The sequence below is a fragment of the Sorangium sp. So ce302 genome, assembly GCF_051530145.1.
Taxonomy (GTDB): Bacteria; Myxococcota_A; Polyangia; order Polyangiales; family Polyangiaceae; genus Sorangium; species Sorangium cellulosum_B.
This window is the reverse complement of sequence record NZ_CP150326.1, coordinates 12,093,641-12,119,568: the sequence shown is the minus strand read 5'-3', so window position 1 is coordinate 12,119,568 and position 25,928 is coordinate 12,093,641. Positions and strand designations below refer to the sequence as shown.

The following is a 25,928-nucleotide window of genomic DNA, read 5'->3' as shown; positions in this document are numbered from 1 at the left end:
TCGGAGAACCGCGATCCGCGGTCCTCCAATGCACCGAGGAGACGTTTGCACACCGAGCAGAACGAGATTGGCATCGTCTGTGGCCAGTGCGACCTGTGGAGCCCGATGGGCACCGCGCGTTGCTCTGAGTGCGCGAACGACTTGGCCCTGTTCACGACGCGCCGGGCGAGCTCGACGACCACGCCGGCCCGGCGCTCCCCCACGCCCGCGGCCGGCAGCGCGAGCGCCCGGCTCGACCCGACGAGCGCGCGCGGTCAGGGCCGGGGCCCCAAGACCACCTCGTCCAAGAGCGAATTCGCCGAACTCTCCCAGGAGGAGCTGATGGAGCAAGCCCGTAACTACGTCTGCCGTTCCTGCTCGAGCGGTGTCCCCTCGGGCCACAAGTTCTGTGGGAGGTGCGGAACGGCGGTCCCGCCCGAGATCCTCAACGCGCAGACGCTGTTCTTCGGGGACATGCAGAACCCGGCGAAGGCGAAGCTGATCCTCATCCGCGGCGAGGGCATGGACGGCCTCTCGTTCCACCTCAAGGCGGAGCAGCACATCGTCGGCCGCAACGGGCAGCTCGTCTTCCCGGACGACCCGTTCGTCTCGCCGAAGCACGCGAACTTCTTCTACCGCGACGGCAAGCTGGTGGTGCGCGACGAGGGCTCGCTGAACGGCGTGTACATCCGCGTGCGCGGCACGATCGACATCACGCCGGGCGACACGTTCCTCGCGGGCGAGCAGCTCTTCCGGCTCGATCCGACGCCGCGCGCCTCCGACGGCCAGGATCCGGACGGGACCTTCTTCTACTCCTCGCCGAAGCACCCGAGCCCGTTCCGCCTGACGCAGGTGCTCCAGGGCGGCGCGGTCGGCATGACCGTCTGCGCGCGCGGCACCTCGCTGCAGATCGGGCGCGAGGGCGGCGACCTGAACTTCCCCGTCGACCTGTACATGTCGGGCTCGCACTGCCGCCTCGAGGAGCACAACGGCAAGTTCACGCTGACCGATCTCAACAGCCGCAACGGGACCTACGTGCGCATCAAGAGCGAGCGCGAGCTCGCCCACGGCGACTACCTCTTCATCGGCCGCAAGCTCCTGCGCGTCGAGCTCAACACGAACTAGCGCTGGCCCGCGGGCGCGGCGCCCCTCGCCATGACCACCGCGCGTCTTGCCCTCGATGTCCTCCGCGCCGGCCCGGTCGCGGCGGGCGCGACGCTGTGGCGCAGCCGCGGCCAGCTCCACGTGACCCTCGTCGCCAAGGCGACCTTCGCGCTGGTCCCCGGCGGCGAGGCGCGGCGGATCGAGCCGTTGGAGCTGGTGCGGAGCGAGGTCTACACGCGGGGCAACCCGATGAAGCCGCTGCTCGCGGCGAGCGATCTCGCGCCCTGGCTAGCGCGCGCCGAGGTGGTGCTCACCGGGCACGCGTGGGCGCCCGGCGGGGCGCCGGTCCGGGGAATGGCGGTGCGGCTCGCGATCCTGCGCGCGGGGGCGGCGCTGGTGGACAAGCGCCTCGAGGTCGTGGGCGATCGGGCGGGCGGCGCGGCGGCGGCGGGGGCGCTGCCCGAGCCGTTCGTGAAGATGCCGATCGAGTACCAGCGGGCGTATGGCGGCCCCGGTGAGCCGGAGAACCCGCTCGGCGTCGGGGCCGGCGCCGACGAGCGCGTGGGCGGCGGCGGCGCGCTGCCCAACCTGCTGCCGCCGGGCGGGGGGCGCGCGCCGGTCGGCCTCGGGCCGATCCCGCCGATCGTGCCGAGCCGGGCGCGGCTGCTGCGCGGGCTCGCGCGCGCCGAGCTGGAGGGGATCGCGTCGATCCCGGACGATTTCGACTGGTCGTACTTCCAGTCCGCGCCGGCGGATCAGCGGTTCGATCGGGTGCTCGGCGGCGAGGAGATCGTGCTGGAGGGCCTGAGCCGGCACCACCCGGCGCTGGCGACGCGCCTGCCGGCGCTGCGGGCGCTCGCGACGATCCTCCTGCCGAACGGCGCGGCGCGGTGGCTGCCGCTCGTGGGCGACACGCTGATCGTGCAGCCCGACGCCGAGCGCTGCGCGGTGGTCTTCCGCGGGAGCTTCCAGGTGGCCTCGGAGGAGGTGCTCCCGGCGCTGCGCGCCGCGGTGGGCGTGGAGGTCGGGGACGAGCCCGTGCCGTGGCCGGACCTCAGCGAGGCGCCTGCAGGCGCGGCGGGCGCGGCGGGCGCGGCTGCGGGGGAGAGCGCGAAGCGGACGGACTGGAGCTCCACGGTGCGGCTCGGCGAGGGCGACGTCGTGGATGCGCCTGTGAGCGTCGCGGGCGTCGCGACGGGGCGAGAGCCGGCGCGCGAGGGGGCGCACCCGCTCGAGGGCACGTTCCCGCTCGATGACACGTTGCCCCCGGCGGGGAGCCAGCGGAGGCCGCGCGAGGCGCGCACCGTGCCGCTGCCGCCCGTGAGGGTCCGAGGCCCGGGCCAGGACGACGCGGTGAGCGCGCCGTTTCCGATCGCGCCTGCCGGGGCGCGCGGCGAGCGGGAGGGCGGCGAGCGCCCGAGCGCGCCGTGGGCGACGGGCAGCGCGGCGGCGATCCCGGCGATCGCGTCGCCGCTGGAAGGGACGGTCGATCTCAGCGAGCCGGAGGCCGCGCCTGCGCCTGCGCAGACGGCACCGTCGCCCGCGCAAGACGTCGCGCCTGCGCCTACGCCCGTGCAGATCGCAACGCCTGCACCTGCGCCAACGCAGGCCGCCGCGCCTGCATCTGCGCCAACGCAGGCCGCCGCGCCTGCGCCGGTCGCCACACCCACGCCCGCGCGCGCCTCCGAGCCGCTGCCCGCGCCGGAGCGCGATCCGCAGGTCGAGCGTTCACCCGAGCCGCGCGCGCCGACTCCGGCGCCGTCCGCGTCGAAGCAAGAGCGGCCCAACCTCCTCGGCAGCCTGTACAAGCGCTTCCGCAAGGACTGAGCCGGAACAAGGATGGAGGGACCAACCATGTCGGAGGGAGCCGTGGTTCGGGAGCGCGCCACGTCCGCGCGCGCCGAGGAATACCTGGGGCCGGCGCACGTGCTGGAAGCCCGCGGACAGGCGGCGGTGGTCGAGCTGCCGGACGGGGAGAGCGCTGAGGCGACGATGGCGCTGGCGATCCCCTATGCGCCGGCGGTGGGCGACGTGCTGCTCGTGATCGGCCGAGGCGCGCGCCTCTATGTCATCGGCGTCCTGCACGGGACCGGCAAGGTGACGCTGGAGCTCCAGGGCGACGTCGACGTCCGGGCCGCGGGCGGCGCGCTGCGCCTCTCTGGGGACCGGGGCGTGGAGCTCCGGGGTCCGGAGGTGGACCTGCACGGCGACAAGGTGCGGGTGTTCGCGGGGTCGCTCGTGCAGAAGGCGGCGTCGCTCGTCCAGCGCGTGACGGACCTGTTCAGCCTGCACGCGCGCGAGAGCCACACGGTGGTGGACGGGTCGGCGACGACGAAGGCGAAGAGCGCGACGGTGCTGACCGAGGAGACGATGACGATCAACGGGAAGGAGATCCACCTCGGGTAACAGGGAGGACGCGCATGAAAAAAGCCAGGCGGTTGAGCCACAACGGGCACAAGCTCGGGACGGACGCCGCGACCGAGACGGAGGGCGGCGCGGCGACCCTCCGCAATTCACAATCGATCCAGGCGCAAACCGAGACCCGGACCGACGCCCCCGATGCGAAGGAAACCGGCGAGACGAAGGACGAAGAGAGCGAGCCCGAGCCGCCGAACCGGAGCACGCCAGGCTCCGTGCTGGATCTGGCCCAGAAGACGGCGATCGAGGCGTACCATGCCTCGTCGAACAGCCGCGGAACCGGGCTCGAGCTCGCGGTGCTCGACCTTCGGGCCGATCGGAGCGGCGCTCTCCTCGACGTGGCAGAGCGCATCATGAAGGCTGCGCGCAAGACGATCTCCGAACCGACCGCTCCGCCCGTCGCGGAGCTCACGTGGTGGCCCTTCAAGTCCATCAACAAGCGAGAGGACACGAGGGACAAGGCACGTCAGAAAGAGCTCTCTTATGCGGCCTGGGTCAACGCAAGGCAGATGGCGTATACAAGGGCCAAGACGGGCACGTCGCCGCTGCACATGAGCATGGACCAGGTGCGGGCCTTTGGCGCGCGGGTCGCGCAGGAGAGGGTCGGCAATTGCCTCGAGCTCTCCGCGTTGACGATCTGGCTCCTCTCCCATCCAGAGGAAGCCCACGGCGCGGAGGTGGACATGGTGCGCCTCGGCAAGCGGCTGCCCACCGCGGATAACGGCGGCTTCGCGAGCGGAGATCACGCCTTCGTCGTCCTGAACCCGCCGGAGGCCGACGAGAACGGCGGATATCCGGGCGACTTCGACGACTGGGGCGAGGCGTTCATCATCGACCCCTGGGCGAACATCGCCTGCAAGGCGCGTGACTTCCCGGAGCGATGGCAAGAGAAGATGCGGAAATGGAAGCGCAAGGGGAAGGAGATCGACACCGTGACGAAGGACGGCGCGGGCACGAGGCCGCCTGACCAAGAGCCCTGGATCGACGGCATCGTCGTGTTCGAGAAGATCTCGGTCACGAAGTCGCCGCCGCCCGAGCCGACCCCCGGCGGCGAGGCGAAGGACGAGCACGACGCGGAGGCAGACGACCATCACGGTCAGAAGTGCGCTATCTGCAGTGTCATGTGAGAGCGCGGCGAAGCTGACCGAGGAGACGATGACGGTCGACGGGGAGGAACTCCTCCTCGGTAGCTTCCCGGGCGCCGATCGCCCTGGCCACCAGCCGCCTCAGGGGCCTGGGTAGCTCGGGTGGTGCTGGATGATGTGATCGGTGTGACCGGAGTGCTTCTGGTCATCGTAGTAGTTCTGGAAGTCCGTCCAGGGGCGGTCCGGCCTCTCGAAGCCCGGCGCGAACCGGTTCAAGAGCGCGTAGCCGCGATCCAGCTGCTCCATCTCCTTCATGATCTGGTAATGGCGCTGCGCCGCCTCCCACTCCGAGCGCTCGACCGCCCTCCCGTAGGCTTCGGGATCGACGAAGCTGCTCATGCCGGGCTTCAGGCCCGTCGCGTCGGCCCATGCATTGCACATCTCGAAGATGATATCGGAGTCGGTGCGATGCTCGCCTCCGGGAAGATTGAGGCCGATGGAGATGATGCGCCGATTCCCGGCTCGATCGTAGAAAGACACGTTGTCGTTGGTGATGATGTATTCGACGTCGCCGTCCTGGAGAACCCGGTCGACCATCGCCCGGAAGATGGCTGAGCCATGGTAGACCGCGTCGAAGACGCCCTGGGGTCTTCCCGGCGGGATCGTGACACGCCCGGGCTGCGGAGTCGGAGGAGGAGGCGGTGGCGGATTCGGAGGCGGCGGTGACGGCTGAACGATCGGAGGATTGCTCGGGGTGCCATTGTGGTACTGGGCGACGAGCGCCGAGTCCACGCGTTGCTGATTGCGTTTCCGGTACCCAGGCTCCGGATCGGAGAAGCCGAACGTCTGTGCGAGCGCCGACCTGCGCCAGGTGCCGTCCTCCGCCTTCGTCAACCGTTGGCGGCGTGCTGCGGGCCCGGCAGGCTGGTCGCCGGTGCGTTTCTTCGGGCTTCTGGTGACGGATAGGGTCTTGGTGCCAGCCTTTCCCCGACCGCCGGTCGCGTTGTTCCGCGGTCTCGACGTACCCCCGGGGCTCTGCTGCTTCTTCTTCCTGTTCGTCACGGCCACCACCCGCGACGACCAGCGCCGCGCCGACCTGTCGGATCCTACAGACCGCCTGGACGGGGGGGCACATAGCCTGTCCCCCCATGATCCCACCGGTACGTGTTGTCGGGCAGCTTGTCACCCAGATCCACAACGTACGGCGTGACCGTTCCGTCCGGCTGCTGGACGTAGATGAACCCTATGCCGCGCGATCCGGTCGAGAGGTGCTGGTGCGACATCCTGCCCTCGGCGGCGCGATGGTGCCGATCGTTGAGCTGGCCGCGCCCGAGGTCTCTCAGGATCCGATCGCCCTCGGGTGACGCCCGGATATCACCTTCGGTGATGCCGTTCCGGTACTGCACCGGGTTCATCTCCCAGGTGCCGGAGTCATTCGGTTCGAACCGCGCGCGCCGGAGGGCGACGGCGTGCGCGCGCGCGTCCGCCGCGTTTTGCTGGTGCATGAGGTGGTTTCGCAGCTGCTCTAGCTCTCCCCTGGCAGTCGCCTGCTGCCCCGTACCCCAGAAGTAGGCGTCGGGAGCGGTGCTGAGGATGGCGAGCCTGCCCTTGGCCCATGCGCTCAGCGCAGGATCAGCGGATCGCGACGCCGACTCGAGCTCACGTTTCAAGTAGTTGGCCAATCCAACCAGAGCGTGATGCTCGACCTCTTCCGGCGACGGCGGCGGCGGCGCTGTCGGCGGCGGTGCCGCCGTCGTCGGCGGTACCAGCGACACTGTCGTCGTCGGCGGCGGTGGCAGCGGGGCCGGCGCCGCCGGCGGCGATGCCGGCGGAGGTGGCAGCGGGGCCGGTGCCGCCGGCGGCGCCGGCGGAGGCGGCAGCGGGGCCGGCGCTGGCGGAGGCGGCGCCGGCGGAGGCGGCAGCGGGGCCGGCGCTGGCGGAGGCGGCGCCGGCGGAGGCGGCAGCGGGGCCGGCGCTGGCGGAGGCGGCGGCTGGGAAGCCGCCCCTCCCCGATACCATCGGACCAATGCCCCGCCGACCCCGCCGGCCAGGATGCCCAGGCCCGCGCCAACCGGGCCTGCAACCATCGCCCCCACGGTCGCCAGGAACGTCGCGGGGGCTCCCAGGGTTATCGCCGTCTGCGTGGTGGGGAGGTACGCGGTGACTGAAAGCGTTCTGGTGGCAGCATTTCCCCCACCGGCCGTCGCGTTGTTGAGCGGTATCGAGGTGCCGCCGGGGCTATTCTGCTTCTTTTTCTTGTTCTTTTTCTTCACCCCGGCCACCCCCTGGCGGCCGTCTCGCCAGGATCCGGGTCCACACCCACCCCCTGCACCTCCGCGCCGCCCGGCAACGTCACCCGCACCGCCGCCGCCATCCGCGCGCCCCCCTCGCCCGCGCAGAGCGCCTGCCCCACGCCTTTGCCGTGAGTCCTCTCCCCTGCGATCCCCGCCCGCCCGTGCGCCTTCAAGCACCCCGCGAACAGCTCCGACGCCGACGCCGTCCCGCGGTTCACCAGGATCGTCACGGGCACCGTATACGGCTCCTCCTGCCGCGAGCGATAGACCACCTCGTCCCCGTCACCGTCGGTCACCGTCGCCACGACGCTCCCCGCCGGCAGGAAATCCCCCGCGAGCTCCACGAATGCCCGCAGCTCTCCTCCGGGGTTGTCCCGTAAATCGATGACCAGCTCCCGCATCCCCTCCGCCTCGAGCGCCCGCACGGCCCGGTACACCAGCGCCGGCACGTCCAGCGAGAACACCCGTATCCGGATCACCCCGACACCATCGCTCAGCAGCGCGTGCTCCACGTTCCCCGCGCCGGGGAGCACCTCCTCCGGCGCCGCCGCGCACGTGTAGAACACGTTCACCGCGCTCGGCACCAGCACCGCGCCCACCGCGTTGTTCCCGGCGTTCCCGGTGGTCGGGCAGGTGAGGTTGATCGCGGGCAGCCCCTCGATGTTCACCTTGGAGTTGCCCGCCACGTAGGCGCCGACATCCATGTAGAGCGGGTGCGCTATCCCGGGCTCCATCCCGAAGGTCATCGGGATGATCGTGCCGAGGTTCAGCGCGTTCATCATCGACACCTTCACCTTCACCGAGAAATTCACCGCCATCGCGTTGAGCGCGAAGTTCGGGTACGGAATCGGCACCACCACCGGCCCCACCGGCGTCAGGCACACGTCCGGAAACCCGATGTTCATCCCGGCGCCGTTGTTGCTCGCAGGCAGCACGCGTCCGCTCCTTCCGCTCTTATCGCGGCGGACGCGGGGGCGTGTACGCCTCCGCCTCCAGCCGGTCGACGTCCGTCCGGCGCGCGCCGAGCAGCCTCGCGCCGGCGAACCGCGCGCCCCTGTCGTGGAGGGCGTGCAGGTTGGCGCCGCCGAGATCGGCCTCGCTGAAGTCGGCCTCCTCGACCCGCGCGTGCGACAGGTTGGCGCGCTCGAGGCGCGCCGAGAGGAAGAGCGCGCCGCGGGCGTCGGCATGATCGAGCATGGCGTCTCGAAGATCCGCGGCGGCGAGGTTCGCGCCGTCGAGATCCGCCCGGGTGAACGTGGCGTACCGGAGCATCGCCCGCGAGAGCTTCGCCCCGCGCAGCGAGGCGCCGCCGAAATAGGCGGCCTTCGCCACGACATGCGGCAGGCTCGCCCCGTCCAGCGCGGCCTCGCGGAGCCTGGCCTGGGTCAGGATGGATCCCTCGAAATCGGCGCCGCGCAGGTTCGCCTTCGAGAAATCGCTGCCCATGAAATCGCAGTCGCGGAGGCTCATCCGCTCGAGGTTCGCCTCCATGAAGGCGCAGCGGTGCACCGTGAGGCCGGCGAACGAGACGGCGCGCAGATCCACGCCGGTGAAATCGACGCGATCGAAGATCGTCTTGCCGAGCACGGCGCCCTCCAGCACGGCCCCGCGGAGGAGCGCCTGCTGGAGCACCGCGCGCGTCAGGTCCGCGCGCGCGAGCCGCGCCCTGTCGAGGATGCAGCGGACGAGGCGCGCGGCCGTGAGATCGGCGCCCTCGAGATCGGCCTCGATGAGGATCACCGACTCCAGATCGCGGCCCGAGAGGTCCACGCCGCGGAGGCTCGAGCGCGAGAGGTCGCAGCCGAGGAGGCTCGCGCCCCGGAGGTCCGCGCCGGTGAGATCGCAGTCCGAGAGGATCGAGCGCTCGAGGCGGGCGCCGCGGAGGCTCGCGCCGCGCAGGTCGGCGCCGCGCAGCGAGCAGAGGGAGAGATCCGCGCCCGTGAGGTCGAGGCCGGAGAGATCCGCGCCCGTGAGGTCGGTCCCGGCGAGGTCCTTGCCCGCGAGCTCGGGCCGGCCGAGCTTTGCCTCGTCGAGGACCACGCCGTGCATGCGCTTCGGGAAGCGGGCGCCGCGCAGGTCCGCCTTGACGAAGACCGCGCGGTCGAGCTCCGCGCCGTCGAGGTCCGCGCCGCCGAGATCGGCCCCCACGAAGGCGCCGGCCTCGACGCGGGCGCGGGCGAGGCGCGCGCGGCGGAGGTTCGCGCGGGTGAACGAGGCGCGCGCGACACGGGCCTCCGTGAGATCCGCGCCCTCGAGGTTCGCGAGGTCGAGGCGCGAGCCCGAGAGGGTCGCGCCGGCGAGCCGGGCGCCGGACCAGTCCGAGCCCACCGCCTCGACCTCGACGATCGTCGCGCCGGAGAGATCGGCGCGGGCGAGGCGCTGGTACGAGAGCTTCGCGCGGGTGAGCGTCGCGCCGGCGAGGCGCGCGCCCTCGAGGTTCGAGCCGAGCACGAGCGCGCCGTCCAGCGCGCAGCCCGCGAGGTCCGCGTCGCGCAGGTCGCACTCGACGAAGTGCGCGCCCGAGAGCGCGCTGCCCGCGAGCCGCACGCCGCGCAGGCTGGTGCGGAGGAACTTGACGCGGGCGAGATCGAGGTTCGTGAGATTCCGGCCCGAGAGGTCGAGGCCGTCGAGGCGGGCGCCGTGGAGCGGCGCGCCGGAGCGGATGCGGTCGAGGAGCTCCTCGACGCTCTTCACGCGCCCTCCAGGCTCGAGCGCCGCAGGTTCGCCCCCTTGAAATCGCAGCCGGCGGCGCTCGCGCCCTCAAGACGGGCGCCGTACAGGCTGGCCCCTGCGAAGGAGGCGCCGTCGAGGCGCGCCTTGCACAGGTCGGCGCCGAAGAGGTCGGCCTGCGCGAGGTCGGCGCGCTCCAGCGAGGCGCGGTAGAAGCGGCTCCCGCGCAGGACCGCGCACGCGAAGCGCGCGCCCCGGGCCGAGGCCCAGGAGAGGTGCGCCCGCGGGAGGGACGCATACCGGAGATCGGCGCCGTCGAGCTTCGCCCGGAGCAGCGCCGCGCCCTCGCCGCGCGCTTCCACGAGCGTCGCGCGCTCGAGATCGGCGTCGGTGAAGCTCGTGCGCGGCAGGGACGCGCCCGTGAGATCCGCGTCCTTCGCGGAGGATCCGGCGCACATGCACCCGAGGAGCGACGCGCCCCGCAAGGAGGCCCGATCGAGCTTCGCCCCCTGGAGGACGGCGCCGTCGAGGTGGAGCTCCTCCCCGTCGATCTCGCGGAGGTCGGCCTCGTCGAGCAGCGCGCCGCGCCCCCGCGCCCTCGCCAGGCGGGCGCGTGCGAGATCGGCGCGGGTGAAGATGGCCTGGTCGAGCGTCGCGCCGCGCAGATCGGCGCCCGCGGCGCGCGCGCCGGTGAGGTTCGCCTGGGAGAGGTCGGCGCCCGGGAGCGCGGCGCCCTCGAGGTTCGCCTCGAACAGCACGGCCCGCGAGAGATCCGCGTTCGCGAGGTTCGCCCCCGCGAGGTTCGCGCCCGAGAGGAGCGCGCCGGAGAGCTTCGCCCCGGAGAGGTCCCGGCCCGAGAGGTCCTGCCCGGAGAGATCACGCCCCGAGAGGTCGGCGCCGGGGCCGGGCTCGGGCGGCGGCGCCGCGGCCTCGCCGGGGAGCCGGTAGCCGGGGACGATCTCGCGGAGGCGGGCATCGCGGAGCAGCGCGTCGAGGCGCTCGACGCCCTCGAGCGCCGTCCCGCGCGCGGCCGCGTCCCGCCGGAGCTTCTCGACGCGCGCGACGAGCGCGTCGAGCGCGCCGCCCATGGGGACGCGCGGCGCGCCCGCGGGCGCGGCCGGGAGGTACGCGGCCTGCCGCTGCGCCGGGAGCCGCGCGAGCGCCTGCGCGACCGTGCGCTCGAGGTCGACGCCCTCGGGGGTGCGCAGGTCCCGGAGCTTCGCGACGAGCTGCCGCACGCGATCCTGCTCCGGCGCGTGCAGGCCGCCGAGCCGCTCGGCGAGGAGCTTCGACACCGGATCCGCCTCGTCCGCGGCGGCGCGCGGCGGCCGCGGCGCGCCGTCGCGGACGAGGTCGTAGGCCTCGCGCACCTCCGGCGGGAGGTCCTCGAGGCCGCGCGGATCGCGGGCGAGCTGGGCGAGTGTCTCCCGGTAATCGTCGAGCGGCAGCGGCGCAGCCGAGAGCGGCTCGGCCGCGATGACGACGGCGCGCACGTCGGCGAGATCGTCCTCGGCCACCTCGGCGTGGCCGCGCCAGGTCAGCGTCACGAGGCCCGCGTCCGGCTCGACGAAGAGGGTGTCGAGGCTCATGCGGGCGTCCTGCACGCGGCCCTGGGCGTCCTCGACGACCGCGCGGATCCGGAGGCCCGGCAGGCGGAAGGAGGCGGTCTGCGCGGCGGGGTGGAGGTTCAGGAGCGTGACCTCCTCGTCGCCGCGCAGATGGCCGGCGAGGCGCTGATCCGGCGGGGCGGCCTGGAAATAGGCCCAGTCGAAGTCCTCGGCGTACCAGGGGGCGCGTGCCTTCCGGTACGAGGGGCCGTACTCCTTGCCGAGCATCCGGCGGTGCTCGGGCGAGTCCGGGTGGATCGGCCCGAAGGGCGCGGGCACCTGGCGGCCCTCACGCGGCGCCGGAACGAGCAGCGATTTCGACCAGCTCCCGACCGCGAACCCCACGGGGTGCTCGCGCTGCGGCTCGCCCGGCGGCGGGTGGCAGGCGCCGCGGAGCAGGAGATCCGCGGCCGGCTTCCAGTCGGCGAAATCGCCGGGGTACGTGCATTCGCCGTCGCGCTCGCCCTCGCCCCCCTCGAAGGTCTCGGCGGTCAGCGCCCCCTGCGCGAGCTGCCCTTCCAGCGGCGCGAGCGGCTCGCCCAGGCGGAGCGAGAACCGGCCGCGGACGACGAGGACGACCTCGGGCTGCGGCGGCCTGCGCGAGCAGACCTTGGCGCCGAAGGGGAAGGGCGTGAGATTCCGGGTCTGCATCAGAACAGGTTGATGACGCCGGACATCACGCTGTACGCCCCGGTGCTCACCGACTCGGCCGACGAGACGCTCGCGCAGATGTTCTTCACGTTGGTGCGGAACTGGGAGAGTTCCTGCCGGTTGGTCAGGTTGAGCTCGGCCTTGGGGCCCATGTTGATCGAGACCCCCGCCGTGAGCGAGACCTCGAGCATGGCCGCGATCGTCAGCTCGACCAGGCCGCCGATCGTGACCTCCTCGGTGGCGCCGACGGTGATCGACGCCGCATTGCCGATGGTGACGTCGCTCGTATTGCCGAGGGTCACCGACTGGACCTCGCCGATGGTCGTATCCGACACGAGCGAGGCGGTCGTCGTGCTGGACACGGTGCTCGCGGCGGTCTCGTCGCTGATCGACGTGGCGCGTGTGGTGCTGGAGATGGTCTGCGCGGTGGTCTCGTCGCTGATCGCGGTCGCCGTCGTCTTGCTGGCGATCTGATCGGCCCAGGTCTCGTCGGAGATCAGCGGCACAGGGCAGGCCGCCGAGCCGGTGTACGACTCGATCCGCTGCGCCCAGGTGGAGCTCAGGCAGGTGGGGTTCGGTCGCTCGGCCGTGGGGGCCTCGGAGCCGGTGATGCTCGTTTGCTTGTTGCCATAAAAGCGATCGAACGTGTCGCCGTGATAGGTGGTGTCGACGTCGCCCTTCTCGGTCTTCTCGGTGACCTTCCAGGTGCCGTTGTAGTTCTGGACCCATTCGATGGTGGTGGCGGCGGTCCAGAGATCGGTGGCGTCCTGGATATGGCCGCCGGAGACGTCCCAGCCGGCGGTGTCCTCCTGCCGGCCGAGGACGAGCATGCGGTAATTGCCCTTGATGACCTCGACCTTGTCGCCGCGCGTGGTGGTGATGCGGTTGCCGTCGGAGTGGTCGCGCCAGCCGCCCTTGGTGTGGAGCTTCGCGGTCTCGGCCTGCCGCTCGGCCTCGGGGAGGAAATCGGGGCAGCCGTCGCGCTTGCGGGTGTCGTCGATGAACGAGGTGACCCGGGCGGCGAGGTCCTCGCCGGTCGCCCTCGGCGCGCCCGGGCTTCCGGCGAGGCTCGGGTCCTTGACCGCGCCGAGGCGCAGATACGAGCCCATCGCCTCGGCGTCGGACGCCGCGTCGTTGAAATTCGGGACCTCGATGAGGAGGTATTTCCCGTTGATACCCTCACCCTCGCGCGTACCCATGCGTGCCTCCGCGTCGGGTACAGTACCAGGCGAGCCGCGGAGGAGGCGCGACGATGAACCGAGAGCCGACGGAACCCCTGAGGTGCAGCGAGCCGTCCCCACCCGCCGCCGCCCCGCCGTGCGGTGAGCCCACGGCCGCGACGGCGCACCGCGCGCCCAGCGCCGTGACGATGGCCGCGGCATCCCCCGCCGCGCGCATCCGCGAGGCCCCGGACGCAGGGCCCCCGTGCAGCGAGCCGATCGCGCGCGCGGCGTGCGCCGAGAGCCCGGAGGAGGCGGCCGGGCCCGTGGAGGATGCCCCGCCAGCGCCGTCTCCGGACGACCGAGAGCTCCTCGAGGCGCCGGCGCGAGCGAGCGCCGGAGGGCCTCGCGAGGTGCCGCCATCGCCGCCGCGGGCGAGCGCCGGAGGGCCGCGGGAGCTCCCGCCGTTGCGCCCGGGGGCGAGCGCCGGAGGGCCGCGGGAGCTCCCGCCGTCCCAGGGCGGCCCAGGGGCGCCCGATCACCTGCCGTTCCGCGGGCTCGGCGCAGCGGAATCCGTGCTGCGCCCGCCGCGCGCGGCGCCGATGGAAGCGCTTCGAGAGGCGAAGGCCGCGCTCCGGGACCGGGCACGGCAGGCGCCGATCCTGCGGCTCGACTCCAGCGATTTCTCCTGCGACCTCCTCCGGGTGCGCGGGGTCCACGGCAAAGAGGCCATCGGCCAGCTCTTCTCGTTCGACATCGATGTCGTGTGCAGCGACGACGCCGAGCTCTCGATCGAACAGGTGCTGGGGGCGGCGGCGTCGCTCGTGTTCGAGGTCGAGGGCGCGGACGAGCGGACCGTACACGGCATGATCGCCGAGGTGGAGGACCGGCACGAGACGGAGACGGCTCTCCGCTCCTACCGGCTCCGGCTCGCGCCGCGGGCGTTCCGCGCGACGCTGGTGGAGCTCCAGCAGGTCTTCCTCGACATCAGCGTGCCAGAGCTCATCCAGCACAAGCTCGCGATGGTGGGGCTCGGGCCCGAGGACGTGGTGATGCGCCTCTACCGCGATCACCCCCAGCGGGAGATGATCGTCCAGTACAAGGAGACGGATCTGGCCTTCATCTCGCGGCTCGCCGAGCACCTCGGGATCTCGTTCTTCTTCGAGCACGAGTCGGGCCGCGACGTGATGGTGTTCACCGACGAGCCGACGGGCTTCCAGCCGCTGCCGGGGGGAGACGCAGTGGTGTTCCGGCCGCGGGGCGAGCGGCGCGACATGTTCGAGCTCAGGGAGCAGGCCAGGGCCTTCCCCGCGACGTACGTCATGCAGGAGTACAATTACCGGACGCCAAGGCTCGACATGACGGCGGCGCACGAGTCGCCGGCGGGCCTCGGGGGCGGCGTCGTCGAGTACGGCGCCCACCACAAGACGCCGGAGGAGGGCCAGCAGCTGGCGCGGATCCGCGCGGAGGAGCGGGCCTCGTCGAGCCGCTATTTCGAGTGCCAGAGCGACGAGCTCCGGCTGATCCCGGGGGCCGTCTTCGCGCTCGAGGGCCACCCGCGGCTCGACGGCGAGCGGCTCCTGGCCGTCGAGGTCGAGCACCGCGCGGTGCAGCCGGTGGCCATCGAGGGCGGGGCCGGCGGCGAGCAGGAGTACGTCAACCGCGCGCGCCTGGTGCGCGCCGGGCAAGCCTACCGCCCGCCGCGGACGGCGCCGCGGCCGAAGATCCACGGGGTGGTGACGGCGCTGGTGGAGCCGCTCCCGGACGGCGAGATCGGGGAGGTCTCGCCGATCGACGAGCAGGGGCGCTACCGGGTGCGCTTCCACTTCGACGCGGGGGATCCCGCGTCGCGCGCCTTCCCCTCGCGGCTCGTGCGGATGATCCAGCCGCACGCCGGGCCGAACTACGGGATCCACTTCCCGCTCAAGCCCGGCATCGAGGTGCTGATGGTCTTCGTCGACGGCGACCCTGACCGGCCGATGATCGTGGGCGCCGCGCCGAGCCCGATCACGCCGTCGCCGGTGGCGCGGGAGGTGAACCTGATGCACCGGATCGAGACGTCGACCGGCATCCTCATCGAGATGCGGGACTGCCCGCCGCGCGGGTGACGCGGGCCGCCGCTACTTCTTGCGCCCCGATCGGCCGCTCAGGCGGCTGATCGCGTCGCCTGCGGCCCAGGCGACGCGGGCCGCCGCGTTCAGGGAGCGGACCATCGCCTCGGGCACCTGCGCGATCAGCCGCTCCAGATCGACCGGGCCGTCGATCGACGGCAGGAGCTGCTCCATCAGGTCGGCGAACAGGTCGTACTTGCGCGACAGGTCGTCGAGCCGCGAGCGCATCGCGTCGGCCTCCGCGCCCTGCGCGTCGCCGAGCAGCGAGAGCGCGCGCCGCGCGAGGGCGCGCTTGTCCTGCACCACGCGGCGCAGGCGGCCGAGGTACGCGCCGACGATCACGTCGGGGTACTTGCCGCGCAGCGCGAACGAGTCGTGCCGCGCGCCCGACTCCCGCCGGCGCTCGATGATCCCGGCCGCCTCGAGGCCGCGCAGGTTGGCGAAGATGTTGCTCTTGGAGCGGCCGAGCTCCTGGCTGAGCTCGTCCATCGAGCGCGGCTCGTCCGCCAGGTAGAGCGCCGCCACGACCTGCCCACCCAGCCGGGTGATGCCGGGGAACGACGCGGCGATCTCGGCGCCGACCCCCTCGAGCAGCGCCTGCCGCGCCGCCGCGACCCGCTCGTCCGAGGCGCTCCCGTCGCCCCCCTCGCCCGTTGCGGGCGGCTGCGGCGGGTGCGCTGTCGGCGACGTCGGCCTCCGGGCGGTCATGATGGGTGACTCACATAACGATCTTTCACGAATGCGCCAAGCGGCGAGCGCGCCCACACCCCGTATGCCTGGCCTGATCGCCCCGGCGCGGGAAGCCCGCTCAGGAATCGTCGGTGCAGACGTCGACGGACCCGGCGCGCGGCTTGCTCTTGTAGATATCGGCCGGGCAGCTGCCCCAGCGCGAGACCATCTCGCCCACCTCGATGGCCAGGCTGCTCGACCAGTCCCGCGCGCCGTCGAAGCGGGCACGGATGATCCCGTTCGGGTCGATGATCCACGTCTCCGGGTAGAGCTGCGTACCGTACTGGTCCATCACGACCTTGGACTCGGGGTCGAAGAGGACCGGGAACGGCGGGTCTCCATTCAGGGCCACCTTGAGCGCGTCGCGCACGTCGTCCGGCCCCTCGTCGGTCGAGACGGTGAGGACGACGATGTCCTTCCGCGACTGGGCGATCCGGCCGAGCTCCGCGAGCGCCGGCATCTCCTGCAGGCACGGGGCGCAGGTCTTGGTCCAGAAGTTCAGGAAGACCGTCTTGCCCCGGAAGGACGACAGCCGGACGGGCTTGCCGTTCATGTCCGGCAGCTCGAAGTCCGGCGCGAGCCGGTTCCGGCCGGCGTACGCGGGGCGCAGGGCGCAGATGGCCTCGCAGCCGGTGGTGCGCTGGTCATTCTGCGCGGCGTGCACGAAGCCGTAGACGGCGACGGCAGCGACGAGGATGAAGGCGAGCTGCGCGATGGTCGTCCACTTCACGGGGGTTCGCATAGCGTAGCGCGGCGCAGGGCGAAAGCGGGCCGAAACGCCCCGCCCCCGCTCGTCGACGCGGCGCTTCACTCCGGGCCGGAGAGCAGCCGCTCGAGCCGCCGCTCGTCGACGCGGTACTTCATGATCTTCCGCCCATCGAGCTCGACCACGGGGACCTCCCAGTCGTACAGCGCTCGCTTCTCCGGGCCGGCCTCCCGGTCGAGGTCGACGACGGCGAGCTCGAACGGCAGCCGGGCGCGCACGCGCTCGAGCGCGGCGTGGGCCTCCTCGCAGAGGTGGCAGCGCTCGCGCGTGAAGAGGGTCAGCGTCTTCATCGTCACGTGACACCCTCCGGGCCGGGCTGCCGCGCCGCTCACCCCGCCGCGAGCAGCGGCAGGCTCTGGCGGCGCGGCGGCTCCGGCCGCTTGATCTTCTCGAACGCGCGCTCGTAGTCCCGGAACGAGCCGCCCGCGTGCACCGCCTGCAGCACGGCGTGCCCCTCGGCCTCGCCGCCGGCGGCGAGCACCGCCTCGACCCACGCCCAGCGCGCGCTCGTGGCCCGCACGTCCGCGCGACCCCGCAGCCCGCGGCGGAGCCGGTCGAGCCGCTTGTTCACGACGTCGATCCCGGCGAAGCGCGCGCCGTGGAGCGGCGTGTTGCGCTTCGGGCAGAACGGCGCGATCCCGAGCGCGACCGGCACGATCCGGGACAGCTCCGTGACGAAGGAGACGCACTCGTCGACGTCGGCGTCGGTCTCGCCGGGGACGCCCACCATCAGGTACAGCTTGAGTCGATTCATCCCGTGCTGCCGCGCGAGCTCCGCGGCCCGCTGGAGGTGCCTGGGCCGGGCGCGCCGCTCGAGCGTCTCGCGGACCCGCTCGCTCGTGCCGTCCATCGCCGTCGTGAGCGTCTTGTAGCCCGCGAGCCGCAGCGCGCCGACGAACTCGTCGGTCAGCCGGTCCGGCCGGAGGCTGCTCAGCCCGACCTCGCAGCCCCTCTCGGCGAGCGTCCGGACCACCTCGACGATCTTCGGATGATCGCTGACCGCGGCGCCGACGAGGCCGACGCGCCTCGCGTCCTCGGGGATGAGCTCGAGGAGGCGCTCCTTCGGGACGATGCGCATGCCGCCGTTGGTCGAGCGGCGCATCACGCAGTAGGTGCACCCGCGCGAGCAGCCCCGCTCCGCCTCGATGAGGAACATGTTCGAGAGCTCGGTCTCCTCGGCGCGGATCGGCGACCAGGCGGGAAGGAGCGCGTTGTCGCACTGCGCGACCGGGGGCATCTCCGCGCCGTGGCGCGCGGGGACGAAGACGTGGGGGAGGGCCGCCAGCGCGTCGAGCGCCGCCTCCCGCGACGAGGCGTCCCGCAGCACGCGGAGCGCCTCCACGGCCAGGGTGTCGGCCTCGCCCATGATGATCGCGTCGGCGAACACCGCGAGCGGCAGCGGGTTCGAGAACGTGAGCGGACCGCCCGCGAGGACGAGCGGATCGCGAAAGGAGCGCTCCTCCCGGAGCGCCGGTATCCCTGCCAGCTCGAGCAGGCGGACGACCCCGGCGAGCTCGAGCTCGTAGGCCACCGAGAGCGCGATGACCGGGAAATCGGAGATGGGGCGGAGCCCCTCGTACGTGATCGGGGGGCCGTCCGCGCCCTGGCCCTCGTCGTCCGGCAGGAAGGCCCGCTCACACGCCATCCCGGGCTCGGCCTGGATGGTCTTGTAGATCTGGAGGAAGCCGAGCGAGCTCATTCCGGCCCGGTACGGCGAGGGGTAAGACAGCGCGACGCGGAAGGGCGCCTGCTTGTCGATACGACCGATCTCGCCCGCCAGGCGGCGGCGGATCGTGGTCGTCATCGCGCTTCGAGACATCGACCCAGCGTCGCTCAGGGGACGTCCAGGCGCAAGGATGGGAGGCCAGCTGACAGCCGTCCGGAGCGGGGATTTTTTCCAGCTCACGGCCCACCGTTCTCCAGGGCATGTCCGGCAGCGGCACCCCCGCCGCGGGGACCGGGGGCCGGGCGCGGCGGCTCGCCCGGGCGGGACCAGAGGACGCGCTCGCCGTCGGTCTCCCAGGTCAGGGCGCCGCCGCGGTCCGTGCGCGCGATCGCGACGCCGCCGGCCGAGAGGCGGGAGAGCACCTCCGGGCTCGGGTGCCCGAAGCGGTTGCGGACGCCCGAGGACACGGCGGCGATCGAGGGGTCGACGGCCGCGAGGAGCGCCGCGCCGGTCGACGTCCGGCTGCCGTGGTGCCCCACCTTGAGCAGATCGGCGTGGAGCGCGGCGCCGTAGCGCGCCACGAGCGCGTCCTCGGCCTCGTGCTCCGCGTCGCCCACGAGCAGCGCGGAGCGCGCCCCGTAACGGATGCGCAGGACGAAGGAGTTGTCGTTGGCGCCCCGGTCGGGGTGGAGCTCCGGGCACGGCGCGAGCACCTCGATCGTCGCCCCCGAGAGGACCCGCGGCCTGCCGCAGAGCGAGTCGGGCCGCACGATGGGCACGCCGCGCCGGCGCAGGTCCGACAGGAGCTTCCGGTAGACCGGGCCCGCGCCCTCGGCCTCGCCCTGGCCGGTGTCCCAGAGCTCGCCGACCTCGACGCCCTCCACCGTGGTCGGCAGGCCGCCGAAGTGATCGGGGTGCGGGTGCGAGAGGACGACGGCGTCGAGGCGCGCGCGGCGGCGCGCCCGCAGGAGCGGCCGGAGCACGCGCGCGCCCGTGTCGACGGGGCTGCCCACGAAGCCGCCCGCGTCGACGAGCATCGCGCCGCCCTCGGGGAGGTCGATCAGGATGGCGTCGCCCTGCCCCACGTCGAGGACGTTGACGCGCAGCACGCCGCGCGGCGCGCCCGCGCGCGTGGCGACGCCCTCGAGCAGCAGCCACGCGCCGGCGCCGGCGGCGAGCGCGGCGAGCCGGCGGACGCGGCGCTCCGCGGCCCACGCGAGCGCGATCGCGGCGGCGAGCGCGGCCAGCTGGGCGGGCGACGGCTCGGGCAGGCGCAGCACCACGCCGGTGTCCGCCGAGGCGCGGGCCACGGCGCGGACCGCGAGCAGCGCGCCCGACCCGACGAGCGCGCAGCCGCGCTCGACCGGCGGCGCCCACGAGAGCACGGCGTGCGCGAGGCAGAACGGGAGCGCCGCGAGCTCGCCGATCGGCGCGGCGACCACGTTCGCCGCCACGCCGAGCAGCGGGAACGTCTCCCCGTTCATGAGCAGCAGCGGCGCGCACCCGAACATGGCGGCGAGCGTCGTCGCCAGCGGCGCGAGGACCTTGCGCGCGAGCTCCCGCGGCGGCGACGCGCCCGGCCCGCCCTCGGCGCCGCCGTCGCCGCGCTTCCCCTCGCCGGGCACGAGCAGGGCGGCGAGCGGCCGCTGCAGCCAGAGCAGCCCGGCGGTGGCGGCCGCGGACAGGCCGAACGAGAGATCCCACGCGACGAGCGGATCCACGGCGGCGGCGCCCGCGAGCGACAGGGCGAAGCAGCGGACGCCCACCGGACGGAGGCCGAGGAGGCGGGCGCCCATCGCGCAGCTGAGCATCGCCGCGGCGCGCATCGCCGAGCCGCCGCCGCCGGCGAAGTCGGCGTACAGCCACGCGGCCGGCACGCACAGCGCCGCGGTGATCCGGCCCGCGTCCCACCGGGCGGCGATCGGCCCGACGCGGACGAGGATCGCGCGGAGCGCCGCGGCGAAGCCCGCCACCGCGAGCACGAGGTGCGTCCCCGAGACCGCGAGCAGGTGCGCGAGGCCGCTCTCGCGGAACGCCTCCTGGTCCTCGGGCGCGAGGTCGGTCTCGCCGAGCACGAGCGCGCGCCCGAGCGCCACCGCGTCGGGGTGGAACGTCGCCTCGATGCGCCCGCGCACGAACGCCCGCGCGCGATCGACAGCCGCGTCGATCGAGCGCCCCTCCGACGTCCGCCGCGCCTCGACGATCGTCCCGCTCGCGACGATCCCGCTCCGCGCGATCGCGGCGGTCGCGTTCCGGAGCCCCTCGTTCCGGAACAGGTGGATCGGCGCGAGGTCCACGGTGACCTCGAGCCGGTCGCCCCGGGCGAGGTCCAGCGGCGCGCCGTAGAGGCGCGCCCGGAGCGGCCCCTGCAGCGCTCGCCCGCCGCACGTCCCGCCGGAGAGCTCCACGTCGATGCGCGAGGCCGGCGGCTCGTCCTCGCCGCGCTCCGCCGCGGAGCGCCGCTGCGCCGCCCCGACCACGACCGGCGAGCCGACGACGGCGCACGCCACCTCGCAGCGCGCCGGCGGCTGCAGCAGCGCGAGGGCGCCATCGTAGGCGGCGCCCGCGCCGTCGAGCAGCGCGCGGGCGCGGAGGCCGCTCACGACGAGCGCCACCCCGGCGGCGGCGAGCGCGGCGCGGCCGGCCCGGCGGCGGAGCGCCGCCGCGGCGAGCGCGGCGCCGAGCGCCGTGGCCAGCGGAGAGAGGGCGAGCGGCGCGCCCGCGGCGAGCGCGAGGCCGAAGAGCAGGACGGGATCGATCACGGCCCCGCCGCCCCGCAACACCTGGGCCGCGCGCGTTCCCGCGGAATTTCACGGGGGAGCGGCCGCCGCGCCCCTGGCGCCGCCATGGCGGCGCCGGGCGCGGCGGCGCGCCGGCCGATCCTGCAAGAGCTCTCTGTTATGTGGGGGGAGCAACGAGCCGAGTCGGTCATCGTGCCCGGTGCGCGTGCACGACCGCGGCTTCGCCTCTAGAATCTTTGCTCCTTGCGGCACCCCGCGGCGCGCAGACATTGCAGTATCTGGAGGCCTTCGATGTCGTTTTGCTTGCCCAGAGTCACCTGGATTCTCGCCCTGGGACTCGCTGCGACAGCGTGCAGCTCGGCCCTGGAGGCGCCTCCTGACGAGATCGGTGAGGCGCGGGATGCCATTCAGGACGGATATCTCGACGACGGCGACAGGGCTGTCGTGGGCATCTACAACGACGTGATCGGCGCGATCTGCACCGGCAGCTTGATCGCCCCGAACGTGGTGCTGACGGCCCGTCATTGCGTGTCGGACATGGCCAATGAGCTCGACGGCCAGATCACCTGTCGATCGACGAAGTTCACGGACACGCACCTCGCGCGCCGGATCCTCGTGACGCCCGACGCGGAGATCGGCAGGTACGCGCGCTTCTACGGCGGCAGCGAGGTCGTGCTGCTCCCCGGCGAGGGGACGGACGCGTTCTGCGGCAACGATCAGGCGATCCTGATCCTGGACGAGCCGATCCCGGAGAGCGAGGCCGTGCCGCTCGTGCCGCGCGTCGACGTGCCGCTCGTGGAGGGCGAGGAGTACTACGCGGTCGGCTTCGGGGCGACGAACGACGAGAGCACGGGCGCGGGCCTGCGGCGGCGCCGCGACAGGCTGTTCATCGACTGCGTGGCTGACGGCTGCCCGTCGTCGCTGGTGAAGGCGACGGAGTGGGTCGGGGACACCGGCATCTGCGAGGGAGACTCGGGCGGACCCAGCCTCGATCTGATGCACCGCGTGATCGGCGTGACCTCGCGCGGGGCCGCGGGCTGCGAGTATCCGATCTACGGCTATGTGTACGGCTGGGCGGAATGGATTAAAGAGACGACCGTGCGCGCCGCCCGTGCCGGAGGATACAAGGAGCCCCCCTGGGCGACCGGCTACCCCACCGATCCCGCGTACTCGGCGGAGGTCGGCGCCACGTGCGAACAGCCGGAGCAGTGCCCTGCGAACGCGTGCCTCGACGGCACCTGCACGCGGCCCTGCAACGAGGCCGCGGCGTGCCCTGACGGCTACAGCTGCAACGGCGAGCCCGGCTTCTGCGCGAAGGTCCCCGAGCCGCCCGCAGACGACGAGGCGAGCGGGTCCTGCAGCGTGAGCCCGCGGCCTGATCCGACGCAGCCGGTCCCCTGGGTGCTCGGGGCCGCGAGCCTGGGCGCTCTCACGAGCCTGCGGCGGCGGCGCAGCCGGGAGCGGCTTGGCTGACGAGCGGCGCTCCTCCACGCGGAGCGCCGCCGGCGCGGCGCTCCTGCCGGGCGCCGCGAGGCCTGCGCTCCTGCCGGGCGCCGCGAGGCCTGCGCTCCTGCCGGGCGCCGCGAGGCCTGCGCTCCTGCCGGGCGCCGTGCGGGCCTCGCTCCTGCCGGGCGCGCCGGGCCGCGCGCTCTCGCGGCGGGCCGCGCTCGCCGGGCTCGCGGCGCTCGGGCTCGCGGCGTGCGAGCGCACCGCCCCGGCGCGCGCGGCGGGTGCGCGCGTCGTCTCCCTGTCGCCCAGCACCACCGAGGCGGTCTGCGCGATCGGCGCCGGCGCGGCGCTCGTCGGCCGGTCCCGCTACTGCGACCACCCGCCCGAGGTGCTCGGACTGCCGAGCGTCGGCGGCTACGCCGATCCGAGCATCGAGGCGATCATCGCGCTCTCGCCGACCCTCGTCGTCGGCGCCCGCGGCCCCGCGGGGCCCGCGCTCGACGAGTCGCTGCGCGCGCACGGGATCGCGACGTGCTTCCCCGGCACCGAGTCGCTCGCGCAGATCGAGGACATGCTCACGGAGCTCGGGCGGCGGCTCGACGCGGCGCCCGGCGCGGAGCAGGCGATCGGCCGTATCCGCGCCCGGCGCCGCGCGGTCGAGCAGGCCGTCGCCGCAAAAGGCGCCCCGCGCGTCCGGGCCGCCCTGCTGTTCGACACCTCGCCCCTCTTCGTCGCGGGCCCCGGCAGCTTCCCCGATGAGCTCATCCGGCTGGCCGGCGGCGAGAACGTGATCGCCCGCGGCGGCGCCTACCCGTCGATCAGCGTCGAGCAGCTGCTCGCGCTGGATCCCGATGTCCTGCTCGACGGCACGTCGAGCGACGCCGACGCACAGGGCGCCTCCAGGCTGGCGGCGCTCCGGGACGCGCCCGGCTGGAGATCCCTGCGCGCCGTGCGCGAGGGGCGCCTGCGCCCGCTGAACACCGATGTCGCGCTGCGCCCGGGCCCGCGCATCGGCGACGGCCTCGCTTCCGTCGCGCGGGCGCTCCACGGCGACGCGCTGGCGCTCTCCGGCGACGCGGCCGTCCCTCCCTCCCCCGGCGGCGCAGGCCTCGCCGCGCCCCTGCCCAGGACGGAGGCGCCATGACCCGCGTGCGCGCCGACGCCCTGCTCGTCGCCCGGAAGCTCGCCGGCTCGCGGACCGAAGCGCAGGCGCTGATCATGGCCGGCAAGGTCACCTCGGGGCCGCGCCGCATCGACAAGCCGGGCACGCTGCTCGCGGAGGACGCCGAGGTCCACGTCGCCTCCGGCCCCCGGTTCGTCTCGCGCGGCGGCGAGAAGCTCGAGCACGCGCTCGCGGCCTTCGCCGCGCACGGCCTCGACGTCGCCGGGAAGACGTGCGTCGACGTGGGCGCCTCGACCGGCGGCTTCACCGACTGCCTGCTCCAGCGCGGCGCGGCGCGGGTCTTCGCCGTCGACGTCGGCTACGGCCAGCTCGCCGCCAAGCTCCGCGCCGATGCGCGCGTCGAGGTGCGCGATCGGGTCAACGCCCGCGAGCTCCAGCGAGAGGACTTCGACGTCCCCATCGATCTCGTCGTCGTCGACGCGTCGTTCATCAGCATCTCCCGCCTCATCGACGCGATCGCCCGCCTGCTCCGCCCCTCGGGGGATCTCGTGGCGCTGATCAAGCCGCAGTTCGAGGCGGGCCGCGAGGCCGCCGCCCGCGGCCGCGGCGTCATCCGCGACGAGGCGACCCGCCTCGCGGCGATCGCCGACGGGCGCCAGGCCATCGAGGCCGCGGGCTTCTCGGTCGTCGGCCAGGTCGACAGCGCGGTGCGCGGGCCGAAGGGGAACGTCGAGCACTTCGTCCATGCGCGCCGCACCGGCTAGCCGCCGCGTCGATCGACCGCCGCGTTGACCAGCCGCCGCGTTGAGCAGCCGCCACGTTGAGCAGCCGCCGCGTTGCGCAGCCGCCATGTGCACCCCGTTGACCAGTCGCCGCGTCGGCTAGCCGCCATGCGCACCGCGTTGGCTGGCCGCGGCGCGCGACGCCGCGCGCCACGACGCCGGGCTCGGCCGCCGGAATCCGTGGAAAGTCGAACACTTAAGATGCTCCACGCCGACCGCATCGCGGCCCGACGGTGCTGACGTGCCGCGTAGACAATGGTAGACGCGGTGAGTACACGCGCTCTGAGCCGCTCCGTGGGCGGCCATGGCCACCGCGGGCGACCCCACGCGAGGCAGCCCGGCGACAGGGAGGACGACGACATGCTCGGACGACGGGGTTTGGTGAAGATGATCGCCGGGGCGCTCGCGCTCAGCGCGATGACGCTCGGTTGCGACAAGAAGAGCGAGGGTTCGGCCGACAACGCCGCCCAGCACGCCAAGGACGACGCCGAGTGGAAGGTCGGCGCTTACTTCAGCCTCTCGGGCGAGGAGACGGCGTTCGGCGTCGACTCGAAGGAGGCTATCGATCTCGCGATCGACGAGATCAACAAGGCCGGTGGGGTCAAGGGCAAGCCGATCCACGTCCTCTACGAGGACAACAAGTCGAAGCCCGAGGAGGCGACCAACAAGGTCCTGCAGCTCATCGATCGGGATCACGTGCTGGCCCTCCTCGGCGAGGTCGCCTCGTCGCGGTCGCGCGCCGGCGGCATCGTCGCCAACAAGAAGAAGGTGCCGATGATCACGCCGTCATCCACGAACCCGGACGTGACGAAGGTCGGCCCGTTCGTGTTCCGCGCCTGCTTCACGGACGACGTGCAGGGCCAGATGGGCGCGCAGTTCATCGTGAACACGCTCGGCAAGAAGAAGGTGGGGCTCTTCTTCGCCTCCGACGACCTCTACTCGTCGGGCCTCGCCAAGGTTTTCCGCGACGAGGTGAAGCGCCTAGGCGGCGAGATCGTCATGGAGAAGAGCTTCCTCAAGAAGGAGACCAACTTCACGACGTACATCAACGAGCTCAAATCGGCGAACCCGGAGATGATCTACGCGCCGATCTATTACACGAGCATGGCCCCTGTCGCGCGGCAGGCCAAGGCCGCGGGCGTACCAGGGAGCATGTTCGTCGGCAGCGACGGGTGGGACGCGAACGAGCTTCTGCGCGACGCCGCGGAGGAGCTCGACGGCGCGTACTTCACGAACCACTACGCGCCGGACGTCCCCTGGCCCAACTCCCAGGCCTTCGTGAAGAAGTACAAGGAGCGGTACAACCGCACGCCGTCGAGCATCGCGGCGCAGGGCTATGACGCGGCCAGGCTGCTGGCCGACGCGATGGGCCGCGCGAAGGCGATGACGCCGGACGACATCCGGGCGGCCATCCAGGACACCAAGGGGTTCCAGGGCGCGACGGGCGTCATCACCATCGATGCCGAGCGCAACGCGGACAAGCCGGTCGTCATCGTCCGGATCAAGGACAAGCAGTTTACCTACTACGCGACGGTCAACGAGAAGGCTGCGAAGCAGTAGCGGTCGTCCCCGCGCGCTGGCTCGGACGTGAGG

Annotated in this window: 20 protein-coding genes; 9 read left to right on the top strand and 11 right to left on the bottom strand. The window is 73.1% G+C overall.

Annotation, left to right across the window (positions count from 1 at the left end; all coding sequences use genetic code 11):
* The first annotated feature begins 45 nt into the window (after positions 1-45).
* Genes WME73_RS45835 through WME73_RS45820 form a run of 4 tightly spaced genes read left to right on the top strand, consistent with a single transcriptional unit; the run spans position 46 to position 4,628 of the window.
* On the top strand, positions 46-1,104 hold the full coding sequence (locus tag WME73_RS45835; RefSeq protein ID WP_437742589.1) for an FHA domain-containing protein: 1,059 nt from the start codon (positions 46-48) through the stop codon (positions 1,102-1,104).
* A 30-nt stretch (positions 1,105-1,134) separates the two neighbouring features.
* Positions 1,135-2,910, top strand: a complete 1,776-nt coding sequence (locus tag WME73_RS45830) for a DUF2169 family type VI secretion system accessory protein (RefSeq protein WP_437913669.1) — start codon at positions 1,135-1,137, stop codon at positions 2,908-2,910.
* Between the two features lie 27 nt (positions 2,911-2,937).
* A complete protein-coding gene (locus tag WME73_RS45825) occupies positions 2,938-3,489 on the top strand; it encodes a DUF3540 domain-containing protein (RefSeq protein ID WP_437742587.1) in 552 nt (183 codons plus the stop codon).
* A 14-nt stretch (positions 3,490-3,503) separates the two neighbouring features.
* A complete protein-coding gene (locus WME73_RS45820) occupies positions 3,504-4,628 on the top strand; it encodes a hypothetical protein (protein WP_437913668.1) in 1,125 nt (374 codons plus the stop codon).
* A 99-nt stretch (positions 4,629-4,727) separates the two neighbouring features.
* Here WME73_RS45820 and WME73_RS45815 read toward each other — a convergent pair whose 3' ends face one another.
* The 6 genes from WME73_RS45815 to WME73_RS45790 form a co-directional block, all read right to left on the bottom strand.
* On the bottom strand, positions 4,728-5,183 hold the full coding sequence (locus tag WME73_RS45815; RefSeq protein WP_437742585.1) for a hypothetical protein: 456 nt from the start codon (positions 5,181-5,183) through the stop codon (positions 4,728-4,730).
* 509 nt (positions 5,184-5,692) lie between these two features.
* Positions 5,693-6,256: a hypothetical protein gene (locus WME73_RS45810; RefSeq protein ID WP_437913667.1), complete on the bottom strand. Its 564-nt coding sequence runs from the start codon at positions 6,254-6,256 to the stop codon at positions 5,693-5,695.
* A 599-nt stretch (positions 6,257-6,855) separates the two neighbouring features.
* Positions 6,856-7,815: a S41 family peptidase gene (locus WME73_RS45805; RefSeq protein WP_437913666.1), complete on the bottom strand. Its 960-nt coding sequence runs from the start codon at positions 7,813-7,815 to the stop codon at positions 6,856-6,858.
* Between the two features lie 19 nt (positions 7,816-7,834).
* A complete protein-coding gene (locus WME73_RS45800) occupies positions 7,835-9,574 on the bottom strand; it encodes a pentapeptide repeat-containing protein (protein ID WP_437913665.1) in 1,740 nt (579 codons plus the stop codon).
* Entirely contained in the window at positions 9,571-11,808 is a 2,238-nt protein-coding gene (locus WME73_RS45795; protein ID WP_437913664.1) for a DUF2169 family type VI secretion system accessory protein, read from the bottom strand. The genes WME73_RS45800 and WME73_RS45795 overlap by 4 nt, the downstream gene beginning before the upstream one ends.
* Positions 11,808-13,007 (bottom strand): hypothetical protein, encoded by a 1,200-nt coding sequence (locus WME73_RS45790; protein ID WP_437913663.1) that lies wholly within the window; start codon positions 13,005-13,007, stop codon positions 11,808-11,810. The genes WME73_RS45795 and WME73_RS45790 overlap by 1 nt, the downstream gene beginning before the upstream one ends.
* Before the next feature lie 53 nt (positions 13,008-13,060).
* On the opposite strand from WME73_RS45790, the gene tssI reads away from it, so the two are divergent.
* The gene (gene tssI / locus WME73_RS45785; RefSeq protein WP_437913662.1) at positions 13,061-15,076 is read left to right on the top strand and encodes a type VI secretion system tip protein TssI/VgrG; all 2,016 of its coding nucleotides are present in this window, start codon (positions 13,061-13,063) and stop codon (positions 15,074-15,076) included.
* Positions 15,077-15,088: 12 nt separating this feature from the next.
* Here tssI and WME73_RS45780 read toward each other — a convergent pair whose 3' ends face one another.
* The 5 genes from WME73_RS45780 to WME73_RS45760 form a co-directional block, all read right to left on the bottom strand.
* A complete protein-coding gene (locus WME73_RS45780; RefSeq protein ID WP_437742578.1) occupies positions 15,089-15,787 on the bottom strand; it encodes a GbsR/MarR family transcriptional regulator in 699 nt (232 codons plus the stop codon).
* Positions 15,788-15,887: 100 nt separating this feature from the next.
* The gene (locus WME73_RS45775; protein WP_437713126.1) at positions 15,888-16,538 is read right to left on the bottom strand and encodes a TlpA family protein disulfide reductase; all 651 of its coding nucleotides are present in this window, start codon (positions 16,536-16,538) and stop codon (positions 15,888-15,890) included.
* Between the two features lie 77 nt (positions 16,539-16,615).
* On the bottom strand, positions 16,616-16,864 hold the full coding sequence (locus WME73_RS45770; RefSeq protein ID WP_272101817.1) for a glutaredoxin family protein: 249 nt from the start codon (positions 16,862-16,864) through the stop codon (positions 16,616-16,618).
* A gap of 38 nt (positions 16,865-16,902) precedes the next feature.
* Positions 16,903-18,378 carry a B12-binding domain-containing radical SAM protein gene (locus WME73_RS45765; RefSeq protein ID WP_437742577.1) on the bottom strand — a complete coding sequence of 492 codons (1,476 nt, stop codon included), beginning with the start codon at positions 18,376-18,378 and terminating at the stop codon, positions 16,903-16,905.
* 98 nt (positions 18,379-18,476) lie between these two features.
* On the bottom strand, positions 18,477-21,002 hold the full coding sequence (locus WME73_RS45760) for a DNA internalization-related competence protein ComEC/Rec2 (RefSeq protein ID WP_437913661.1): 2,526 nt from the start codon (positions 21,000-21,002) through the stop codon (positions 18,477-18,479).
* A 270-nt stretch (positions 21,003-21,272) separates the two neighbouring features.
* Here WME73_RS45760 and WME73_RS45755 point away from each other — a divergent pair, with 270 nt between their 5' ends.
* The 4 genes from WME73_RS45755 (at position 21,273) to WME73_RS45740 (ending at position 25,895) form a co-directional block, all read left to right on the top strand.
* Entirely contained in the window at positions 21,273-22,454 is a 1,182-nt protein-coding gene (locus WME73_RS45755; RefSeq protein ID WP_437854569.1) for a trypsin-like serine peptidase, read from the top strand.
* Positions 22,447-23,574, top strand: a complete 1,128-nt coding sequence (locus tag WME73_RS45750) for an ABC transporter substrate-binding protein (RefSeq protein WP_437913660.1) — start codon at positions 22,447-22,449, stop codon at positions 23,572-23,574. Before WME73_RS45755 ends, WME73_RS45750 begins: the two co-directional genes overlap by 8 nt.
* Positions 23,571-24,317 carry a TlyA family RNA methyltransferase gene (locus WME73_RS45745; RefSeq protein ID WP_437854567.1) on the top strand — a complete coding sequence of 249 codons (747 nt, stop codon included), beginning with the start codon at positions 23,571-23,573 and terminating at the stop codon, positions 24,315-24,317. The genes WME73_RS45750 and WME73_RS45745 overlap by 4 nt, the downstream gene beginning before the upstream one ends.
* 378 nt (positions 24,318-24,695) lie before the next feature.
* Positions 24,696-25,895: an ABC transporter substrate-binding protein gene (locus WME73_RS45740; protein WP_437742572.1), complete on the top strand. Its 1,200-nt coding sequence runs from the start codon at positions 24,696-24,698 to the stop codon at positions 25,893-25,895.
* Positions 25,896-25,928: the final 33 nt, after the last annotated feature.